Origin of the sequence: Actinocrispum wychmicini, assembly GCF_004345645.1 — a bacterium.
Taxonomy (GTDB): Bacteria; Actinomycetota; Actinomycetes; order Mycobacteriales; family Pseudonocardiaceae; genus Kibdelosporangium; species Kibdelosporangium wychmicini.
In genome coordinates this window covers 33,626-48,550 of record NZ_SLWS01000015.1, presented here as the reverse complement: position 1 = coordinate 48,550, position 14,925 = coordinate 33,626, and the positions used below count along the sequence as shown (strand labels likewise).

General features: G+C 68.8%; 16 protein-coding genes. 11 read left to right on the top strand and 5 right to left on the bottom strand.

Annotation, left to right across the window (positions count from 1 at the left end; genetic code table 11):
* The first annotated feature begins 31 nt into the window (after positions 1-31).
* Positions 32-793 carry a hypothetical protein gene (locus EV192_RS46540; protein WP_207926807.1) on the top strand — a complete coding sequence of 254 codons (762 nt, stop codon included), beginning with the start codon at positions 32-34 and terminating at the stop codon, positions 791-793.
* 29 nt (positions 794-822) lie between these two features.
* Here the strand turns inward: EV192_RS46540 and EV192_RS46535 are convergent, their stop codons facing one another.
* Positions 823-1,692: a sigma-70 family RNA polymerase sigma factor gene (locus EV192_RS46535; protein WP_132125191.1), complete on the bottom strand. Its 870-nt coding sequence runs from the start codon at positions 1,690-1,692 to the stop codon at positions 823-825.
* A 74-nt stretch (positions 1,693-1,766) separates the two neighbouring features.
* Here EV192_RS46535 and EV192_RS46530 point away from each other — a divergent pair, with 74 nt between their 5' ends.
* Together EV192_RS46530 and EV192_RS46525 are read left to right on the top strand one after the other, a co-directional pair.
* Complete coding sequence (locus tag EV192_RS46530; protein WP_132125190.1) at positions 1,767-2,225, top strand: carboxymuconolactone decarboxylase family protein; 459 nt, start codon at positions 1,767-1,769, stop codon at positions 2,223-2,225.
* A gap of 5 nt (positions 2,226-2,230) precedes the next feature.
* The gene (locus tag EV192_RS46525) at positions 2,231-2,692 is read left to right on the top strand and encodes a nuclear transport factor 2 family protein (protein ID WP_132125189.1); all 462 of its coding nucleotides are present in this window, start codon (positions 2,231-2,233) and stop codon (positions 2,690-2,692) included.
* Here EV192_RS46525 and EV192_RS46520 read toward each other — a convergent pair.
* Positions 2,676-5,855, bottom strand: a complete 3,180-nt coding sequence (locus EV192_RS46520) for a GH116 family glycosyl-hydrolase (RefSeq protein ID WP_132125188.1) — start codon at positions 5,853-5,855, stop codon at positions 2,676-2,678. The genes EV192_RS46525 and EV192_RS46520 overlap by 17 nt on opposite strands.
* Positions 5,856-5,990: 135 nt before the next feature.
* Here EV192_RS46520 and EV192_RS46515 point away from each other — a divergent pair, with 135 nt between their 5' ends.
* Together EV192_RS46515 and EV192_RS46510 are read left to right on the top strand one after the other, a co-directional pair.
* Positions 5,991-7,070, top strand: coding sequence for a GTP-binding protein (locus EV192_RS46515; RefSeq protein WP_207926805.1), 1,080 nt, complete (start codon positions 5,991-5,993; stop codon positions 7,068-7,070).
* Positions 7,071-7,103: 33 nt separating this feature from the next.
* Complete coding sequence (locus EV192_RS46510) at positions 7,104-7,457, top strand: PPOX class F420-dependent oxidoreductase (RefSeq protein ID WP_132125186.1); 354 nt, start codon at positions 7,104-7,106, stop codon at positions 7,455-7,457.
* Between the two features lie 115 nt (positions 7,458-7,572).
* On the opposite strand, the gene EV192_RS46505 is transcribed toward EV192_RS46510, so the two are convergent.
* Positions 7,573-7,767: a hypothetical protein gene (locus EV192_RS46505; RefSeq protein ID WP_132125185.1), complete on the bottom strand. Its 195-nt coding sequence runs from the start codon at positions 7,765-7,767 to the stop codon at positions 7,573-7,575.
* 175 nt (positions 7,768-7,942) lie between these two features.
* Here EV192_RS46505 and EV192_RS46500 point away from each other — a divergent pair, with 175 nt between their 5' ends.
* The 6 genes from EV192_RS46500 (at position 7,943) to EV192_RS46475 (ending at position 13,047) form a co-directional block, all read left to right on the top strand.
* A complete protein-coding gene (locus EV192_RS46500; protein WP_132125184.1) occupies positions 7,943-9,232 on the top strand; it encodes an ABC transporter substrate-binding protein in 1,290 nt (429 codons plus the stop codon).
* A 3-nt stretch (positions 9,233-9,235) separates the two neighbouring features.
* Entirely contained in the window at positions 9,236-10,186 is a 951-nt protein-coding gene (locus EV192_RS46495) for a carbohydrate ABC transporter permease (RefSeq protein ID WP_132125183.1), read from the top strand.
* Positions 10,183-11,004 carry a carbohydrate ABC transporter permease gene (locus tag EV192_RS46490; protein WP_132125182.1) on the top strand — a complete coding sequence of 274 codons (822 nt, stop codon included), beginning with the start codon at positions 10,183-10,185 and terminating at the stop codon, positions 11,002-11,004. The genes EV192_RS46495 and EV192_RS46490 overlap by 4 nt, the downstream gene beginning before the upstream one ends.
* Before the next feature lie 34 nt (positions 11,005-11,038).
* Positions 11,039-11,437: an FxsA family protein gene (locus tag EV192_RS46485; protein WP_132125181.1), complete on the top strand. Its 399-nt coding sequence runs from the start codon at positions 11,039-11,041 to the stop codon at positions 11,435-11,437.
* Between the two features lie 73 nt (positions 11,438-11,510).
* Positions 11,511-12,176, top strand: a complete 666-nt coding sequence (locus tag EV192_RS46480) for a Clp protease N-terminal domain-containing protein (RefSeq protein WP_132125180.1) — start codon at positions 11,511-11,513, stop codon at positions 12,174-12,176.
* A gap of 52 nt (positions 12,177-12,228) precedes the next feature.
* Positions 12,229-13,047: an asparaginase gene (locus EV192_RS46475; RefSeq protein WP_132125179.1), complete on the top strand. Its 819-nt coding sequence runs from the start codon at positions 12,229-12,231 to the stop codon at positions 13,045-13,047.
* A 64-nt stretch (positions 13,048-13,111) separates the two neighbouring features.
* On the opposite strand, the gene EV192_RS46470 is transcribed toward EV192_RS46475, so the two are convergent.
* Entirely contained in the window at positions 13,112-14,329 is a 1,218-nt protein-coding gene (locus tag EV192_RS46470) for an MFS transporter (protein ID WP_132125178.1), read from the bottom strand.
* Entirely contained in the window at positions 14,326-14,904 is a 579-nt protein-coding gene (locus EV192_RS46465; protein ID WP_132125177.1) for an ArsR/SmtB family transcription factor, read from the bottom strand. Before EV192_RS46465 ends, EV192_RS46470 begins: the two co-directional genes overlap by 4 nt.
* Positions 14,905-14,925 lie beyond the last annotated feature (21 nt).

The window sequence follows — 14,925 nt, the reverse complement described above, 5'->3', positions numbered from 1 at the left end:
GTGCGTGCCCGCTCTGTGCGACGGCGTTCGGTTGGCCGGCGGCGTGATAGAACCAGGCGACGTGACGGTTGCCTTCTACGGAGATCTGTTTCGGCCGGCCGGTGCGCGTTCGCTCGATCAGCCGGACTATGAGGTGTCCGATGTGGATGATCCTGACGAGCGCGAGCTCCTGCGAGCCTGGTGGCTGGCGGCCGTGGAACTAGAGCACTCTGCGCCCGAGGCCCCAACCCGGGTGCGAACTCCCCAATGGGTGCAACGCGCCGTGTATGCCTTGAGTGGCTCACGATACTTCGAAGGCCTCACCGAACGCGCGTTGATCGGCGGCCTCAAACAGGTTCGGCGGTACTTCGCCGAAGCGGATACCAGGCGACGGATCCGCACCCGACTGCTCGACGTGATCAGCGCCGACACGGCAGTGGTCATCGGTCATTCGCTGGGCTCCGTGGTCGCCTACGAGTGCCTCAGCACCGAACCCGGCCTGCCGGTGTCGACGCTGGTCACCCTCGGCTCTCCGCTCGGTCTCCCCAAGGCGGTGTTCGACCGGCTGGACCCGCCGCCGATCGACGGTCGAGGTCATTGGCCACACGGCATTCACCACTGGACCAACATCACCGACGCGGGCGACCTCGTGGCCAATCCGAAGGAGCTCGCTCCCTTGTTCGGCAGCGATGTAGTCGATATCACCGTTCATAACGGCGCGAAGGCGCACGACATGCGGCCGTATCTCACCGCACGTGAAACTGGATCGGCCGTACTCGCTGGACTGAGAAGATCACGCAACGACGACATGTGACCGTTCCCGGCCCTCGTTTCCGGTGGGTTCTATCCGAGTTCGGGCAGGTCCAGCCGGGCGAGGCGGTCGGAGTCGGCCACGATGTTGATCTCGACCATCCGGCCGCCGCGGATGATCGGGCTGAACAGCGCGACCGGCCGGCCGGCGAGCGTCGCGAGCAGCCCGGCCGCGCCGTTGATGAGAACCGGCCGGACGAGCGCGCCACCGCCGGAGAACCTGAACGCGTGCTCGGCCACCGCCGCCGGGCCGTGGGTCAGCCTCGACGGGCCCGCCGCGCCGAAGTCCGCCCGGAGCACGACGTCCGGGTCGAGCACCGCGACCAGCGCCTCGAAGTCGCCGGCGCGGGCCGCCACCATGAACGCGTCGATCACCTTGCGTTGCGCGGGCAGGTCGGCGTCCGGCAACGCGGCGCCCCGCACCCGGCGACGGGCCCGGCTGGCCAACTGGGTGGCGGTGGCCGGGGTGCGGCCCACGATGGGGGCGATCTCGTGGAAAGGTACGCCGAACATGTCGTGCAGCACGAACGCCAGCCGTTCGGCCGGGGTCAGCGTCTCCAGGACGACGAGCAGCGCCAGCCCCACCGAGTCGGCGAGCACCGCCTGCTGCGCGGGGTCCGGGTCGGGGGAGGCCACGAGCGGGTCCGGCACGTGCGTGTCGAGCGGCTCCTCCCGCCGGGCCTTGCGGGAGCGCAGCATGTCCAGGCAGACCCGGCTGACCACGGTGGTCAGCCAGCCACCCAGGTTCGCCACCTCGGCGGTGTCCGAGCGGGCCAGCCGGAGCCACGCCTCCTGGACGGCGTCGTCCGCCTCGGCCAGCGAGCCCAGCATCCGGTAGGCCACCGACCGCAGCTGGTCGCGGTGCGCCTCGAACCGCTCGGCGAGAAACTCGTGCTCGTCCACTGTCAGGTTCCTCCCTCGGCATCCGTCATAGCGATGACGAGACAAAGTCGAACGACGTGACAGGGAGAACGAAAATGCAGTCCCGGATGACCAACCCGGCCGTTCTCATCCCGGCCGCGATGCATGGCCTGCACGCTTACGGCAAGGCCGCGGACACGCTCGGTGTGCCGGCCACCACGGTGGAGATGGTCCACCTGCGGGCGAGCCAGATCAACGGTTGCAGCGTGTGCGTGGTGATGCATTCGACCGCCCTCAGGAAGGCGGGTGAGACCGACGAGCGGATCGCCACGGTGGCCGCCTGGCGGGACGCACCCTACTTCACCGAGGCGGAACGGGCCGCGCTGGCGCTGACCGAGGCGGTCACCCGGATCGCCGACAGCGCCAACCCGGTGCCCGACGACGTCTGGGCCGAAGCCGGCCGGCATTACGACGAGCAGGGGCTGGCCGGGCTGCTCATCGCGATCACCGCGATCAACGTGTGGAACCGGCTCAACGTGGCCACCCGCCAGGTGGCCGGCGAGTGGAAGCCGTGAGCCCGATGACCGACCTACAGACCATCGCCGATCGCGTCGAGATCGAAGCCCTGCGTGCCGAGTACAGCGACGCGGGGATGATGGGCGACGTCGACCGCCTGGCGTCGCTGTTCACGCGGGACGCCGTCATGCGGTGGCCGCACGCCGCCCTTGAGGTCACCGGCCGGGACCAGATCCGCGCCTCGGTCGGGAAATTGCGCGGGCTCTGGGAGTTCTTCGTGCAGACCACGCACCCGGGCATGATCCAGGTCGACGGCGACACCGCGGTCGGCCGCGCCTACATCGCGGAGTTCGGGCGCATGCGCGCCGGCGGCTCACACCTGAACTACGCCATCTACCACGACCGCTACGAGCGCACCCCAGACGGCTGGAAGTTCGCGGAACGCGTCTACGAGGTCAGATACATGGACACCACTCCACTGCCCGGCTCGTCCCCGAACGACGTCGCGGTCACCGGCCAAGGGTGACTACCAGGGTCTGACCCGCGGCGAGTGTCACCGGGGTGCGCAGGGTGACCTCGATCTGGCTGCCGGCGGTGACGACGTCCGCGGTGAGTGGCTGGCCGTCGAGCTGGACCTGTGCCTGCGGCCGGCCGTTCAGGTTCGCCTCGACCGCGATCGTGGTCACCCGTACCCTGCCATACCGAACCTCCACTGTGGACGTTTGACGGCCGTCGGTGCGCTGCTGCCGGTACCGGCCCCACCCGCCGGCGGCGGTGAACGCGGCGGCGAAGTCCTCCGGTGTGACCTTCGGGGCGAAGGCGAGCCGACCACGCGGGCTGTGGCAGGAGAACCCGCACGCGGCGAGGAAGACGCCGTAGCCGGCCATCGCCCTGGTGTAGTGGTCGCTACATTCGATCTCGTTGTAGGGGTTGCGTTTGCTGCCCGCGTACCGGTCGTGGACCGCGCGGGTGACGTTCATGCCCTCGTCCAGGAGTCCCTCGTACACCAAGTTGGCGGCGTACTGGTATTCCTGGCCTGTCCACGACTCGTTGAAGTACTTCGCCTGGACGGCCGGTGGCGAGCCGTTCGCCTGGGCGGCGCCGCCGTGCGGGAAGGTCGTCATGATCACCGCCGGCTCACCGGCCATCGCGAACCAACGTCCCCACGGAATCGCGGTGTTGGCTCGTCGGTACGCGTCCGGATCCGGCACGAAGTTGTACCGGTAGATGCTGCGCAGCGCGATCTGCGACTTCTGCCGGTCGAACACCCTGGGCAGGTCGAGCTGCCAGGCCAGGCTCTGGCCGAACAGCTGGTCGATGTGGCAGCCGCGGTTGGAGTTCGGGTCCTCGGGATGGCGCGGGTCCACGATCTGGATGAAGTACTCGCCGGTCCACAGGTCCCGGTCCATCGCGGCGAACCCGGCGTCGGCGAGCTGACGGCACCGGCGCGCGAACGCGAGATCACCCAGTTCGCTGGCCATCGCGACCCCGGCCAACAGCGCGGCGTTGTACATGCCGGTCATCCACGCGACCTCGCCGTGCCACACCGCGTCCAGGGTGTTCGGCTGCGGCCCGGTGAGCGTGCCGGTGCTTTGGGAGTCCTGCGACATCACCCAGTTCAACGCCAGTTTGACCCGCGGCCAGACGCGGCGCAGGAAGCTGTCGTCCGGGCACATCTGGTGTTCCCGGTAGATCCGCAGGATCGTGCCGCACTGGCCGTCGGCCGCCCAGACCATGTCCGCCTCGGCGCGGTTGCCGATCTGCCCGGTGCGCGGGTCGAACCCGATGCCGAGGTCGACTCGCTCCCGCTCGTCGCGTTCCAACGCGGGGAACAGCCGGCCGATCGACTCCGCGTAGTTCCACACGTGCTCACAGGTTCCGGCGCAGCAGCCGACGCCCTCCCACGCGTAGAACCGGCCGTTGCCAAAGCGCATACAGGTGCTGGTGGCCAGTGTGGACGCCGTGGCCAGCGTTCGTTCGAGAAACCAGTACGGCAGCGTCGAATCGGCGTACCAGGTCTTTACCCACAGTTTAGTCGCGGCGCTCAACGCGTCGATCCGCCCGGCCAGGTACTTGGCCACGTCGGCGGCTGAGCCGAACCGGGTCGCGTAGTGCCGGCGCAGGTTCTCGACGTCGGACAGGAAGGACAACGCGTCCCGGTCCGGAATCGGGAAGTACCAGGATAACGCGAACCTGACCGTGCGACTTTCCTGAGGTTTCAAGGACATCGGCACGGTGACCGCGCCCGCGATCGTGCCGAGCCCGGCGTCGACGCTCCCCGGGCCAGGGCCGGACGTCGCGATGGCGGAGGGAGTGTCCCACTGCGCCAGCGACGGCCGGGACCGTGCCTTCGGTTCGAACGACGTGAGCGCGAACGTGCCGCCGTCGGTGAGCTGGTCGAGCGCGGGGCGGTCCTTCGGCAGGTCCGCGAACGAGATGGTGTCCACGTTGACGTGGCCCCAGCCGCCCGTGGCCCCGTCCACGATCTCGATGTGCGCGGTCTTTCCCTGATACCGGACGAGATCCACGAATTTCAGCCGCATCGGCTCGATGTCGTCACCGGTGAGGCTGCCGACCACGGCACCGTCCACGACGACGTTCAGGCACGTGACACCGGGGTGGTTGCCGCCGCCGACCCACGCCATCAGGTAACGGCGCTCCACGGTGAACTCGCGGCTGGTGAGCTTGCCGAGATAGGTGTCGGCCTTGCCGACGTCCCCGTTCGCGGCGATGAAGTTGTGTGAGGTCACGAACTGCGTGCCCTGTACGTGCAGCGGGCCGAACCGGCGCATGTAGTCGGGTAACCGGGCCTCGGTGAGCGGGCCGGCCCCGAACGCGTCACCCTCGACCGTCCACTGTGGATATCCGGGCTGCTCCCAGTCCTCGAACACGATGTCCGGTCGTGGCTGCGGCGCCGGCAGCTGCGCCGCGGTGAACTGGACCCCGACCTGACCGGCCCCGCCGATGGCGGCGCTGGACAGGCTGACCGGCTGCCCGAACCGGCTCCGCAGGGACACCGGGTTCTCCAGCCACCCGGTCAGCTCGACGGCCACAGCGCGCTTCGTGGTGTTGGTGACGGTGTACTCGAGCACGGTGCACGGCAGCGTCGAGTCGTCGGTTTCGCCTGGGATGAAAGGGGAGTAGGCGTCGAGCCGCACCGCGACCGGGCAGCTGTCGTCGTGGTAGTCGACCCGGCCGACGGGGTACTGGCCGGTGAACGTGACGCCGGTGAAGCCGGTGCTGTCCACCGCGCGCACGTCTCCGTTGGCCTTGATCACGAAACCGTTGCCGAACGGGAAGAACGGGGTTCGGGGGTTGGCGTAGACCGTGCCTTCGAAGTCGGCCCCGGGCGCGGGTGGCCCGTTGTCCACGTCCCAGTACCACAGCCTGCCGTCGCCGCCGAGGTAGACCTGTCCGCAGCAGCCACCGCCGACCGGCATCCCGATGAGGCGCAGGTCCGAACCGGTGTACGAGGTGGGCTCACCACGGGCCAGCAGGTCCGCCAGTGGTACGGACAACCGCTTGTCCGCGGACGCTTGCGACGGCTGGATTCCCGCGGCGAGCGCGTCCCGGGCGGTGGCCGCGAGGATGGCGGCGCTCGCGGTCGCCGCGGACAGAGTGAAGAACCTTCGGCGGTTGACGTGGCGGGTGTCGCATCCGCCGTCCGGACAGCAGGGTTGCTCGCGCATGGACCCTCCCAGGCGCTGAGAAATCGATTACCCGAAGCTAGGTCCGATGTCGTCCCGCTGTCAAGGCGCCAGTAGTGGGACAAGGGATCTTGACCGCACTTCCGGGAAAACGATTACCGTAGTACTGTCGCGATGATGGTGTGGTTCCACCCGGTGAACGGATTCCTTGGTGCCGGCAAGACAACGACGTTGCTCGCCGCGGCGCGGACGCTGCGCGAGCGCGGCCACCGGCCGGCGATCATCACCAACGACCAGGGCACCGACCTGGTCGACACCGTGCTCGCCCGGACCGCCACCGACCGGGTGGCGGAGGTGACCGGCGGCTGCTTCTGTTGCCGTTTCGAGGATCTGGCCGCCGCGGTGACCTCTCTCGTGGAGGCGGGCGCGGATGTCGTGCTCGCCGAGTCGGTCGGCAGTTGCACCGACCTGCGCGCCACTGTGGTGCGGCCCTTACGTCGTGAGTACGGCGACAAACTGCGCGTCGGCCCGCTCACCGCCGTCGTGGATCCGGACCGCTACCGGCTTTTCGCCAGGGCGTGGGACCTCGCCGCCGACTCGGACCTCGCGTACCTCTATCACCACCAACTGGCCGAGGCCGACGTGATCGCGGTCAACAAGATCGACACCGTGGCGCCGGCCCTGCTGACCGCCGTCACCGCGGATCTGGCCGTCAGGTTCCCGATGGCCACCGTGGTCACCTACTCGGCGCGTTCCGGCGATGTCGACGCTCTGCTCGACTTCGCCGAACAACCGGACCGGAGCACGGACGCGGAACTCGACTACGACCGGTACGCCGCCGCCGAGGCCGAACTGGCCTGGCTCAACCTCGCGGTCACCGTGACCCGACCCGGCGGGTTCCAGCCGGCCGCGTGGGCTCGCACGCTACTGGAGACGTTCTCCTTGGCGTGCGCGGAATCCGACTCGACAGTCGGGCACGCGAAACTCTCCATGGCCGACTCGGCCGGGCTGACCAAGGCGAGTCTCACCGCGGCCGGCGGGCCGGTGCGCCTGGACGTCGTCCAGCCGGACGCCGTGACGTCCAGTCGCGCCATGGTGAACGTCCGGGTGGCCATGCCGCCTGCCGATCTCGACCAGGCCGTGGCCGCGGCGATCGCGGCCGCCGACACGTCGTGCGACACGGTCAGCGCGGCCGAGCACAACCGGGCGTTCCGCCCGTCCTACCCACGCCCCACCCACCGGATGCCCGCGGGTTGACCTCAACCGTGGTTGAGGTTCCATCCTGGTGGTATGGCGTTCACTGAGGTGGAACTGACGTATCTGGCGTCGCAGCGGCTCGGCCGGCTGGCGACCGTCCAGCCGAACGGCACCCTGCAGGTCAGCCCGGTCGGCTTCCGGTACAACAGCGACACCGGAACGATCGACATCGGCGGCCGTGACATGGCGGCCAGCCGAAAGTACCGCAACGTCGCCGACAACGGTCGGGTCGCCTTCGTGGTCGACGACGTCCCGTCGGTCAACCCGTGGCGGGTCCGGTGCGTGGAGATCCGAGGGCACGCCGAGGTGGTCACCGACGGCGCGCCGATCATCCGGGTCCACCCGGACCGGGTCATCAGCTTCGGCATCGAGGCCCCAGCCTCATAGCGGGCCCAGTCTCTTAGCCGCACCCAGCACCCAGCCCAGCCCGCCGTGTCGCGCGTTCCCGACGTCTGTTCGTCCCGGGTGACCGGCGCGCTGTGTGTCCGGACCTCGGTCCGCGCTATTCCTCCACGGGTGGTTCGCTGGGGTCGACCCGTCGGGTGGCGGCGGCTTCGGCCACGTCGCTGAAGAGTTCGCCGAGTTCGCTCACGATGTCGCGGGCGGCGGTGGCCACGATCGTGGCGATCCGGCTCAGGTGGTGGACGGCGGTTTCGGCTACTTCCTGCACTGTGTCAGTGCCGACTTCCCTGGCCATGCGGTCCCCTCGTGTCCGTTCTCCCTCTGTGTGCCCACCGTAGCGGGATTGGGCGATCACGCGCGGCGACGACCGTAGACATCGGATGTATCCAGGTGGTAAACCTTTGCAACTCCGTGACTGGGCGGCAGGCATCCGATGAAATCCTCCGCACGGAGCGGCAAGGAGGCCGGTGATGAGAACGGTTCGGGCCTGGGGCGCGGTGATCGCGGTGACCGTCGCGCTGACGGCGTGCTCGGTCAAACAGGACACCAACAACGCTGGAGGTACTGGCGACCGGAAGGAAGTCAGCTTCCTGACCTTCGAGACCCCCAACCTGACCCCCGCCTACTGGGACGCGGCGATCAAACGGGTCACCGACAGCAACCCCGACATCAAGGTGACCAAGCTGGTCGCGCCCACCACGCAGGGGCGCACCGACTACGCCAAGCAGTTGCTGCAGTCCGGCCAGTTCCCGGACGTGATGATCGCGGTGGACCCGGCCGGGTTCGCCGAGGCCGGCAACCTGTACGACTGGAAGCCCGAGGAGCTCAAGGACTTCCAGTTCCCGAGCGCCAACCCGATCAAGGGCGGCCACCACCAGCTGCCGGCGAACACCCAGACGATCCCGCCGGTCTACTACAACAAGAAGATGTTCGCCGACGCCGGCGTCACCGGCACCCCGAAGACGTGGGCGGACCTGCTGGACGCCGCCGCGAAGCTCAAGGCGAAAGGCCTGACGCCGTTCGTGACCGGCGGTGGCAAGGACGGGTTCCCGGCCGCGATGATCATGACCGGCGTGGTCAGCGTGGACGTGTACGGCAAGACCCCGGACTGGCTGACCCAGCGGCGCGCCGACAAGGTCAAGTTCAGCGATCCGCTGTTCACCGCCGCGGTCGCCAAGTTCGCCGACCTGGCCGCCAAGGGCTACATCGACAAGGACAGCGTGTCCCGCGACTACGCCGCCACCGAGCAGGCGTTCCTGGACGGCAAGGGCGCGATGTACCCGATGGGCAACTGGTTCGCGGCCAACGCCGACACCAAGAAACACGACTTCGACATCGGGGTGTTCAACTTCCCGACCGACGACGGGCGGCTGGTGGTGCCCGCGTACACCGGCGGCGGCATGAGTGTGAACGCGCACGCCAAGAACCTGGACGCGGCCAAGCGGTTCGCGTTGGCGTTCCAGACCGACAAGCAGCAGATCGACGTGTCGGTCAAGGCCGACGGCCTGGTCCCGGCGATCAAGGGCTACCAGATGCCGGCCGACATCGGCCCGGTCCTGAAGGCCGGCTACGACCTGTACCAGGAAGCCGTGGACAAGAACGCGGTGGTGAACAGCTTCGGCTGGGAGACCGCGGACGACGGCCTGCTGCCCGGCATGAAGGCCAAGTTCTACGCGGTCGCCCAGGACGTCATCACCGGTCGCAAGTCGGTGGCCGACGCGTGCGCGTTCCTGGACACCGAGTGGGCGAAGGCCAAGTAGCCGATGGCCACCGCCGCTGAGGCCACCGCACCGCCACGCGAAGCCGGCGGTGCGATGGCCAAGGTCCGCCGCCGGCGTCCGATGTGGCCGAGGGTGTGGCACTTCGTGTCGTTCGGCGCGCCCGGGGTGTTGACGTATGTGTGCTTCGTGCTGGCTCCGATCCTGATCGCGTTCGGGTACAGCCTGACCAACTACAACCCGTTCAACCCGCCCACGAAGTTCGAGGGGCTGGACAACTTCCGGCTGCTGTTCACCGACGACGAGTTCCTGACCGCCTTGCGGGTCACGTCGATCCTCACGTTGATCGTGGTGATCGTGCCGAATGTGCTCGGTCTGGGGGTCGCGCTGCTGCTGGACAAACGCGGCGGGCTCTACAACGCGTTGCGCAGCGTGTTCTTCACGCCGGTGATCCTCAGCTCGGTCGTGGTCAGCATCATCTGGTCCCGGCTGCTGGACACCGAAGGCCCGGTGAACCAGCTGCTGCGGTGGCTGGGGGTGCGCAACCCGCCGGGGTGGCTGTCCGATCCGGACGTGGCGCTGTACTCGGTGGCGTCCATCGTGTGCTGGCAGATGCTCGGGTTCTGTGTCGTGGTGTACCTGGCCGGCCTGCAGGGTGTGCCGCAGGAACTCCTTGAGGCGGCGGCGATCGACGGCGCCGGGCCGGTACGGCGGTTCAAGGCGGTGACGTGGCCGCTGCTGGCGCCGTCGCTCACCATCAACACGGTCGTGCTGCTGATCTCCGCGTTCAAGACGTACGACTTCGTCAAGGTCATCACCAACGGCGGCCCGGGGTCGGGCGCCACGGCCACCATCGCGTTCAACGTCCTGGCCACCGGGTTCGACGCCAACCACGTGGGTTACGCGTCGGCGATGGCGATCGTCATGCTGCTCATCATCGCGGTGGTCACCGGGGTCGTGTTGAAGTTGCTGCAACGGCGTGAGGTCGACCTGTGACCCGGCCATGGATCCGTCCGGTGGTGGCGATCTTCGTCAGCGCCCTCTTCTTCGTGCCGCTGTATCTGGTGCTGGCCAACGTGTTCAAGCGTGGTGACCTGATCTCGAAGGAGCCAGCGGCGCCGCCGGTCCCGCCGACGCTGGACAACATCGAGGCCGTGGTGTCCCGCCCGGACCAACTGTTCTGGGTGAGCCTCACCAACAGCATCCTCGTCACCACGCTGTCTGTCGCCGTGTTGACTGTGCTGTCGGCGATGCTCGGCCACTACCTGGCACGGACACGCAGCCGGTGGACGCGCGTGCTGACCTTGGTGCTGCTGTCCGGACTGATGATCCCGCCGCAGGTGATCCTGATCCCCATCTCGGACGTGCTGCAGATCGCGAACCTGATGACCACCCTGCAGGGGCTGATCCTGTTCAACGTCGGCTACTACGTGCCGTTCGGGGTGTTCGTGTTCGCCGGGTTCATCCGCGCGGTGCCGATCGAACTGGAGGAGGCGGCGGTCCTCGACGGCGCCCGGCGCGGCCAGGTGTTCTGGCGGATCGTGTTCCCCCTGCTGCGGCCGGCGACCGCGAGCGTGATGATCTTCCTCGGGGTGTGGATCTGGAATGACTTCATCGACCCGCTCATCATCCTCGGGCCGAGCCAGGGGACGACCGTCACCACTGGCATCTACCGGTCGATCGGCCAGTACCAGGCGGACTTCGGCAGCGTGTTCGCGTTGATGTTCCTGGCCACGCTGCCGGTCCTGATCTTCTACCTGTTCCTGCAGAAACACTTCGTGAAAGGCCTGACCGGCGGCGCGACGAAAGGCTAGGGAGAAAAACCGGGGCCTGGTCCGTTGAGGGGGTATGCCCATTCTGCTGCTCCTGCTGCTGGGGACCGCGGTCGAGATCACGGTGTTGATCGCGATCGGGTCGGTGATCGGTGTGCTGCCGACGATCGCGCTGGTCGTGCTGGCCACCGTCATCGGCGTCGCCCTCCTGCGCCGGGAGGGCACACGGACGCTGATGTCGTTCCGCGACAAGGTCCGGTCCGGGCAGCCACCGCAGGCGGAGATGCTCGACGGCGTGCTGATCTCGGCCGCCGCCGTCCTGATCATCCTGCCCGGCTTCATCAGTGACCTCTTAGCCATCGCCCTGCTGTTCCCGCCGACCAGACGGCTGATCCGCAACCGGATCTGGCGGCGGGTGGAAGCACGCGCGCGGCGGTCGGCGGGGGAGGTCTTCATCATCGACGCCCAGCCCTGATCGCCATCTGACGACGTCTCCTGAGCGCGCACGCCCGTTGCATGTAACCCCACGTGGGGGTATAAACGGGGGCATGCCGAAAATCAACGTGTACCTGCCGGACGACCTGGCCGAAGCCGTCAAGGAGTCCGGGGTGCCGGTGTCCGCCATCTGCCAGCGGGCCTTGGAGCAGTCGGTGAAACGGGTGAGCGCGATCCGGGCCGTCGCGCTGGCCGAACTGGACCACGAGCCGGAACTGCCCCGGTTCACCACGCGGGCCAAGGCCGCGGTGAGTCTCGCGATCGGCCGGGCGTCGGTCGAGGTGGGCACCGAGTACCTGCTGTACGGCGTGATCGCCGAAGGCGGCAACCTCGCCCTTGAGGTGCTGCGGGCGGTGGAGATCTCGGTCGACCGGATCACCCGCGAGGTCGGGAAGGTGCTCGCGGAGCCGACTGGGGACCGTCCGCAGCGGTTCGCCACGGACGCCGCGAACGCGCTGGAACTGGCGGTGACCGAGGCGGTGGGGATGGGGCACAACTACATCGGGTGCGAGCACCTGCTGCTGGGCCTCATCAGTGAGGACGAAGGCGCCGGCGGACAGGTGCTGCGCGCGGCCGGCGCGGACCTCAAGTCGGTGCGGGCCACGATCGTCGCCGCCGTCGCCGGCTACGCGCACCTGCGCAACCAGGGGCCTGGCCAGATGCTGGAGCCGCTGATCCGCCGGATCGAACAGTTGGAGAAACGCCTGGGAAACGAATGATCCTGGCGCTCGCCGTCGCTGTCGTGATCGTGATCCTGGTGGGAGCGCTGTGATGAGACGGGTCCTGCTGCTGGCCACCGGCGACACCATCGCCTATCGGCCCGGCAGTTCGTCGGTGGCGTCAGCCGCCGAACTGGCGGCCGCCGCGGGACCGCTGTCGCTGGCGGTGGTGCCGGCGGACATGATGGCCGAGCCGAGCTGGGACATGCCGGCCGGCACGATGCTGGCGGTGGCCCGGCGGGTCGGGAAAGCGTTGTCGGATGAGGGATTCGACGGTGTTGTGGTCACACATGGCCTGGACGCCATGGAATCCACGTCGTTCCTGACGTCCCTGCTCGTCACGGCACCCGGCGGGATCGTGTTCACCGGCGCCCGAAGGTATCTGGACGCGCCGGGCAGCGACGGTCCGCGCAACCTGGCCGTCGCGCTCACCGCGGCCGCGTCCCGAGCCGATGGCGTCGCGGTTTGTCTCGACGGGACGGTCCAGGACGTCGTACGACGGCAGTGGCCCGAACCGAAAGGCGAACCGGAAACCGACGTCGCCCTGATCAGGACGTACCCGGGCATGCCCGGGTCGATCGTGTACACAGCCGTGGACGCGGGCGCCCGCGGGGTCGTGCTCGAAGGCACCGGCTCCGGGAGCATCCCGGTGGAGCTGTTCAGTACCGTCAGCGAGCTGTCCGACTGGGACATTCCGGTGGTCGTCGCCGCGACGGGTCCGGCAGGGATGTCCGTCGGCCCCGAGCTCGCCGAACGGATGGGCGCGATCAGCGCGCGTGGCTTGACCCCGGTCCAGGCGCGGATGGCGCTGATGGTCGCGTTGGGTTCGGGCGGCGTCACCGCGGTGCGGGACTGGTTCGCCCGAATCTAGATCGTGCCCCAACAGCGCACCTGGGGTTACCAGGCGTCGCGGATCCCTGTGCGAGGTGCCAGGGTCACCCGTTGCTCCCGTAAGCGGTGACGTGATTGTGTGGGAGGAGTCTGGGCGAGTGTCGCGCCAGCGCCACGAGCCCGGCCGCGACCAGGATCCCGGCCTGCGCGTTCAGCAGGACGTTCAGGTTCCACACGTCGATGAGGGCGCCCGCGGTGAGCGAGCCGGCGGCCTGGCAGCCGGCGATCACCGCGAACGCGGTGGCCAGGACCCGGCCGGCGCGATCCGGCGCGGTCGCGGTCTGCAGCACGGTCAGCATGCCCGAGACGTAGAACACCGCCGGCGCGCCGACCACCGCGAACAGGGCCACGTAGATGGCGGTGTCCGTGGTCACGCTCGGGAAGTTCCAGACCACTATGGACAGTGCGCCGAGGACGAGCGCGCCGCCGCCGAACAACGTGCTCGGCGCCACCCGCCGGGCGACCGTCGCGATGACACCGCCGGCCGCGAGACCGCCGATGGCCTGGATCCCGCGCAGCAGGCCGACCTCGGTGTCCCCACCCCGAAGCGGGCCGGTCACGAACACCACGAACAACACCAGGAACATGCCCTGCGCGAACGCGCACAGCACCAACGTCACCAACGCGGACCGCAGCTGGAGGTCACGCCGGAACGCGGTGAAACCGGCCAGCCATCCGGACATCGGGGCGGTACCGCGGGCGGACGTGTCGGCGAACCGGGGGAGCAGCAGCACCGCGGCGAAGACCAGAGCGGCCACGTACGCCGTCAACACCCAGCCGAGCCCGCCGATCCCCAGCACCAGGCCGCCGAGCGAACTGCCGGCGAGCCGGGACACACTGGAGTTGATGCCCATCAGCCCGTTCGCGGCCGTGATCTTGTCCGCCGGCACCAACGACGGCATCAAGGAGTTGCGGGCCGGCTCGAACAACGTGGCCAACCCCGCCTGCGCGGCCATCACGACGTAGACCACCAGCATGGCCCGCGCCCCCGCCAACAACGGGACAACGACCCCGGCCTGCGCGAGGCACACGCACCACAAGACCCGGCCGCGGTCCCACCGGTCGGCGACCATCCCGGCCACCGGGCTCAGCAGCACCATCGGCAGCACGCCGACGGCCATGGTCAACGCGGTCGCGCTGGCCGAACCGGTGGCCTGGTAGATGAAGACGGGCAGGGCGACCTGGAGCATCCACTCGGCCACCTCGGCGAACAGGCCGGCCACCCACAGCCGGGCGAACGGCCGGGACAACGTCACGTTCATGTCGACGCCTTTCCGTCCGCCTCGACCCGAAGGAACGCGCGCCAGCTCGCGTGCACCGGCCGGGAGTCCGCCGGGGCGTCCTCCCGGACCGTCGTCCGGTACGGCTTCAGCAAGGCGTCGATGGTCTCGCTCAGCTCGGTCAGCTCGTCCGGGGTGAGGCGCAGGGCATAGGTGTTCATCCCGGAGGCCCGCTGCCACTCGGCGTCGAGGGTTTCGACCGTGTCCATGTACCGCTGGGTCATGTCGTGGTCGTTGGCGATCGCCCCGCCGATCACCCCCAGCCAGGCGGCCCGTTCGCTCGGGTCGGTGCTGATGTCGCCGAACTCAAGGCCGACCTGGGTGGCCCGCCAGGGGCGTTCCCGGCCGTCGGTCCCGTCGACCCGTTCGACCAGGCCCCACCCGCCCAGCTGGCGGAGGTGCCAGCTGCAGTTCGACGCCGTGGAGTCCACCGCCGCCGCGCATTCGCTGGCGGTTCGCGGGCCCACCGCCATCAGGTAGTTCAGCAGCGCCGAGCGCAGGGGGTGGGCCAGCGCGCGCATCAGTTCGACGTCCCGTACCCGCATCCGTTCGGCCATCGCCCACCGTCCCAGAGTCTT

Excerpts from the sequence above, each read along its gene's own strand:
- EV192_RS46525 (WP_132125189.1), top strand. The coding sequence starts at position 2,231 with ATGACCGACCTACAGACCATCGCCGATCGCGTCGAGATCGAAGCCCTG.
- EV192_RS46465 (WP_132125177.1), bottom strand. The coding sequence starts at position 14,904 with ATGGCCGAACGGATGCGGGTACGGGACGTCGAACTGATGCGCGCGCTG.
- EV192_RS46485 (WP_132125181.1), top strand. The coding sequence starts at position 11,039 with ATGCCCATTCTGCTGCTCCTGCTGCTGGGGACCGCGGTCGAGATCACG.
- EV192_RS46510 (WP_132125186.1), top strand. The coding sequence starts at position 7,104 with ATGGCGTTCACTGAGGTGGAACTGACGTATCTGGCGTCGCAGCGGCTC.
- EV192_RS46530 (WP_132125190.1), top strand. The coding sequence starts at position 1,767 with ATGCAGTCCCGGATGACCAACCCGGCCGTTCTCATCCCGGCCGCGATG.
- EV192_RS46495 (WP_132125183.1), top strand. The coding sequence starts at position 9,236 with ATGGCCACCGCCGCTGAGGCCACCGCACCGCCACGCGAAGCCGGCGGT.
- EV192_RS46515 (WP_207926805.1), top strand. The coding sequence starts at position 5,991 with ATGGTGTGGTTCCACCCGGTGAACGGATTCCTTGGTGCCGGCAAGACA.
- EV192_RS46475 (WP_132125179.1), top strand. The coding sequence starts at position 12,229 with ATGAGACGGGTCCTGCTGCTGGCCACCGGCGACACCATCGCCTATCGG.
- EV192_RS46470 (WP_132125178.1), bottom strand. The coding sequence starts at position 14,329 with ATGAACGTGACGTTGTCCCGGCCGTTCGCCCGGCTGTGGGTGGCCGGC.
- EV192_RS46505 (WP_132125185.1), bottom strand. The coding sequence starts at position 7,767 with ATGGCCAGGGAAGTCGGCACTGACACAGTGCAGGAAGTAGCCGAAACC.
- EV192_RS46480 (WP_132125180.1), top strand. The coding sequence starts at position 11,511 with ATGCCGAAAATCAACGTGTACCTGCCGGACGACCTGGCCGAAGCCGTC.
- EV192_RS46520 (WP_132125188.1), bottom strand. The coding sequence starts at position 5,855 with ATGCGCGAGCAACCCTGCTGTCCGGACGGCGGATGCGACACCCGCCAC.
- EV192_RS46500 (WP_132125184.1), top strand. The coding sequence starts at position 7,943 with ATGAGAACGGTTCGGGCCTGGGGCGCGGTGATCGCGGTGACCGTCGCG.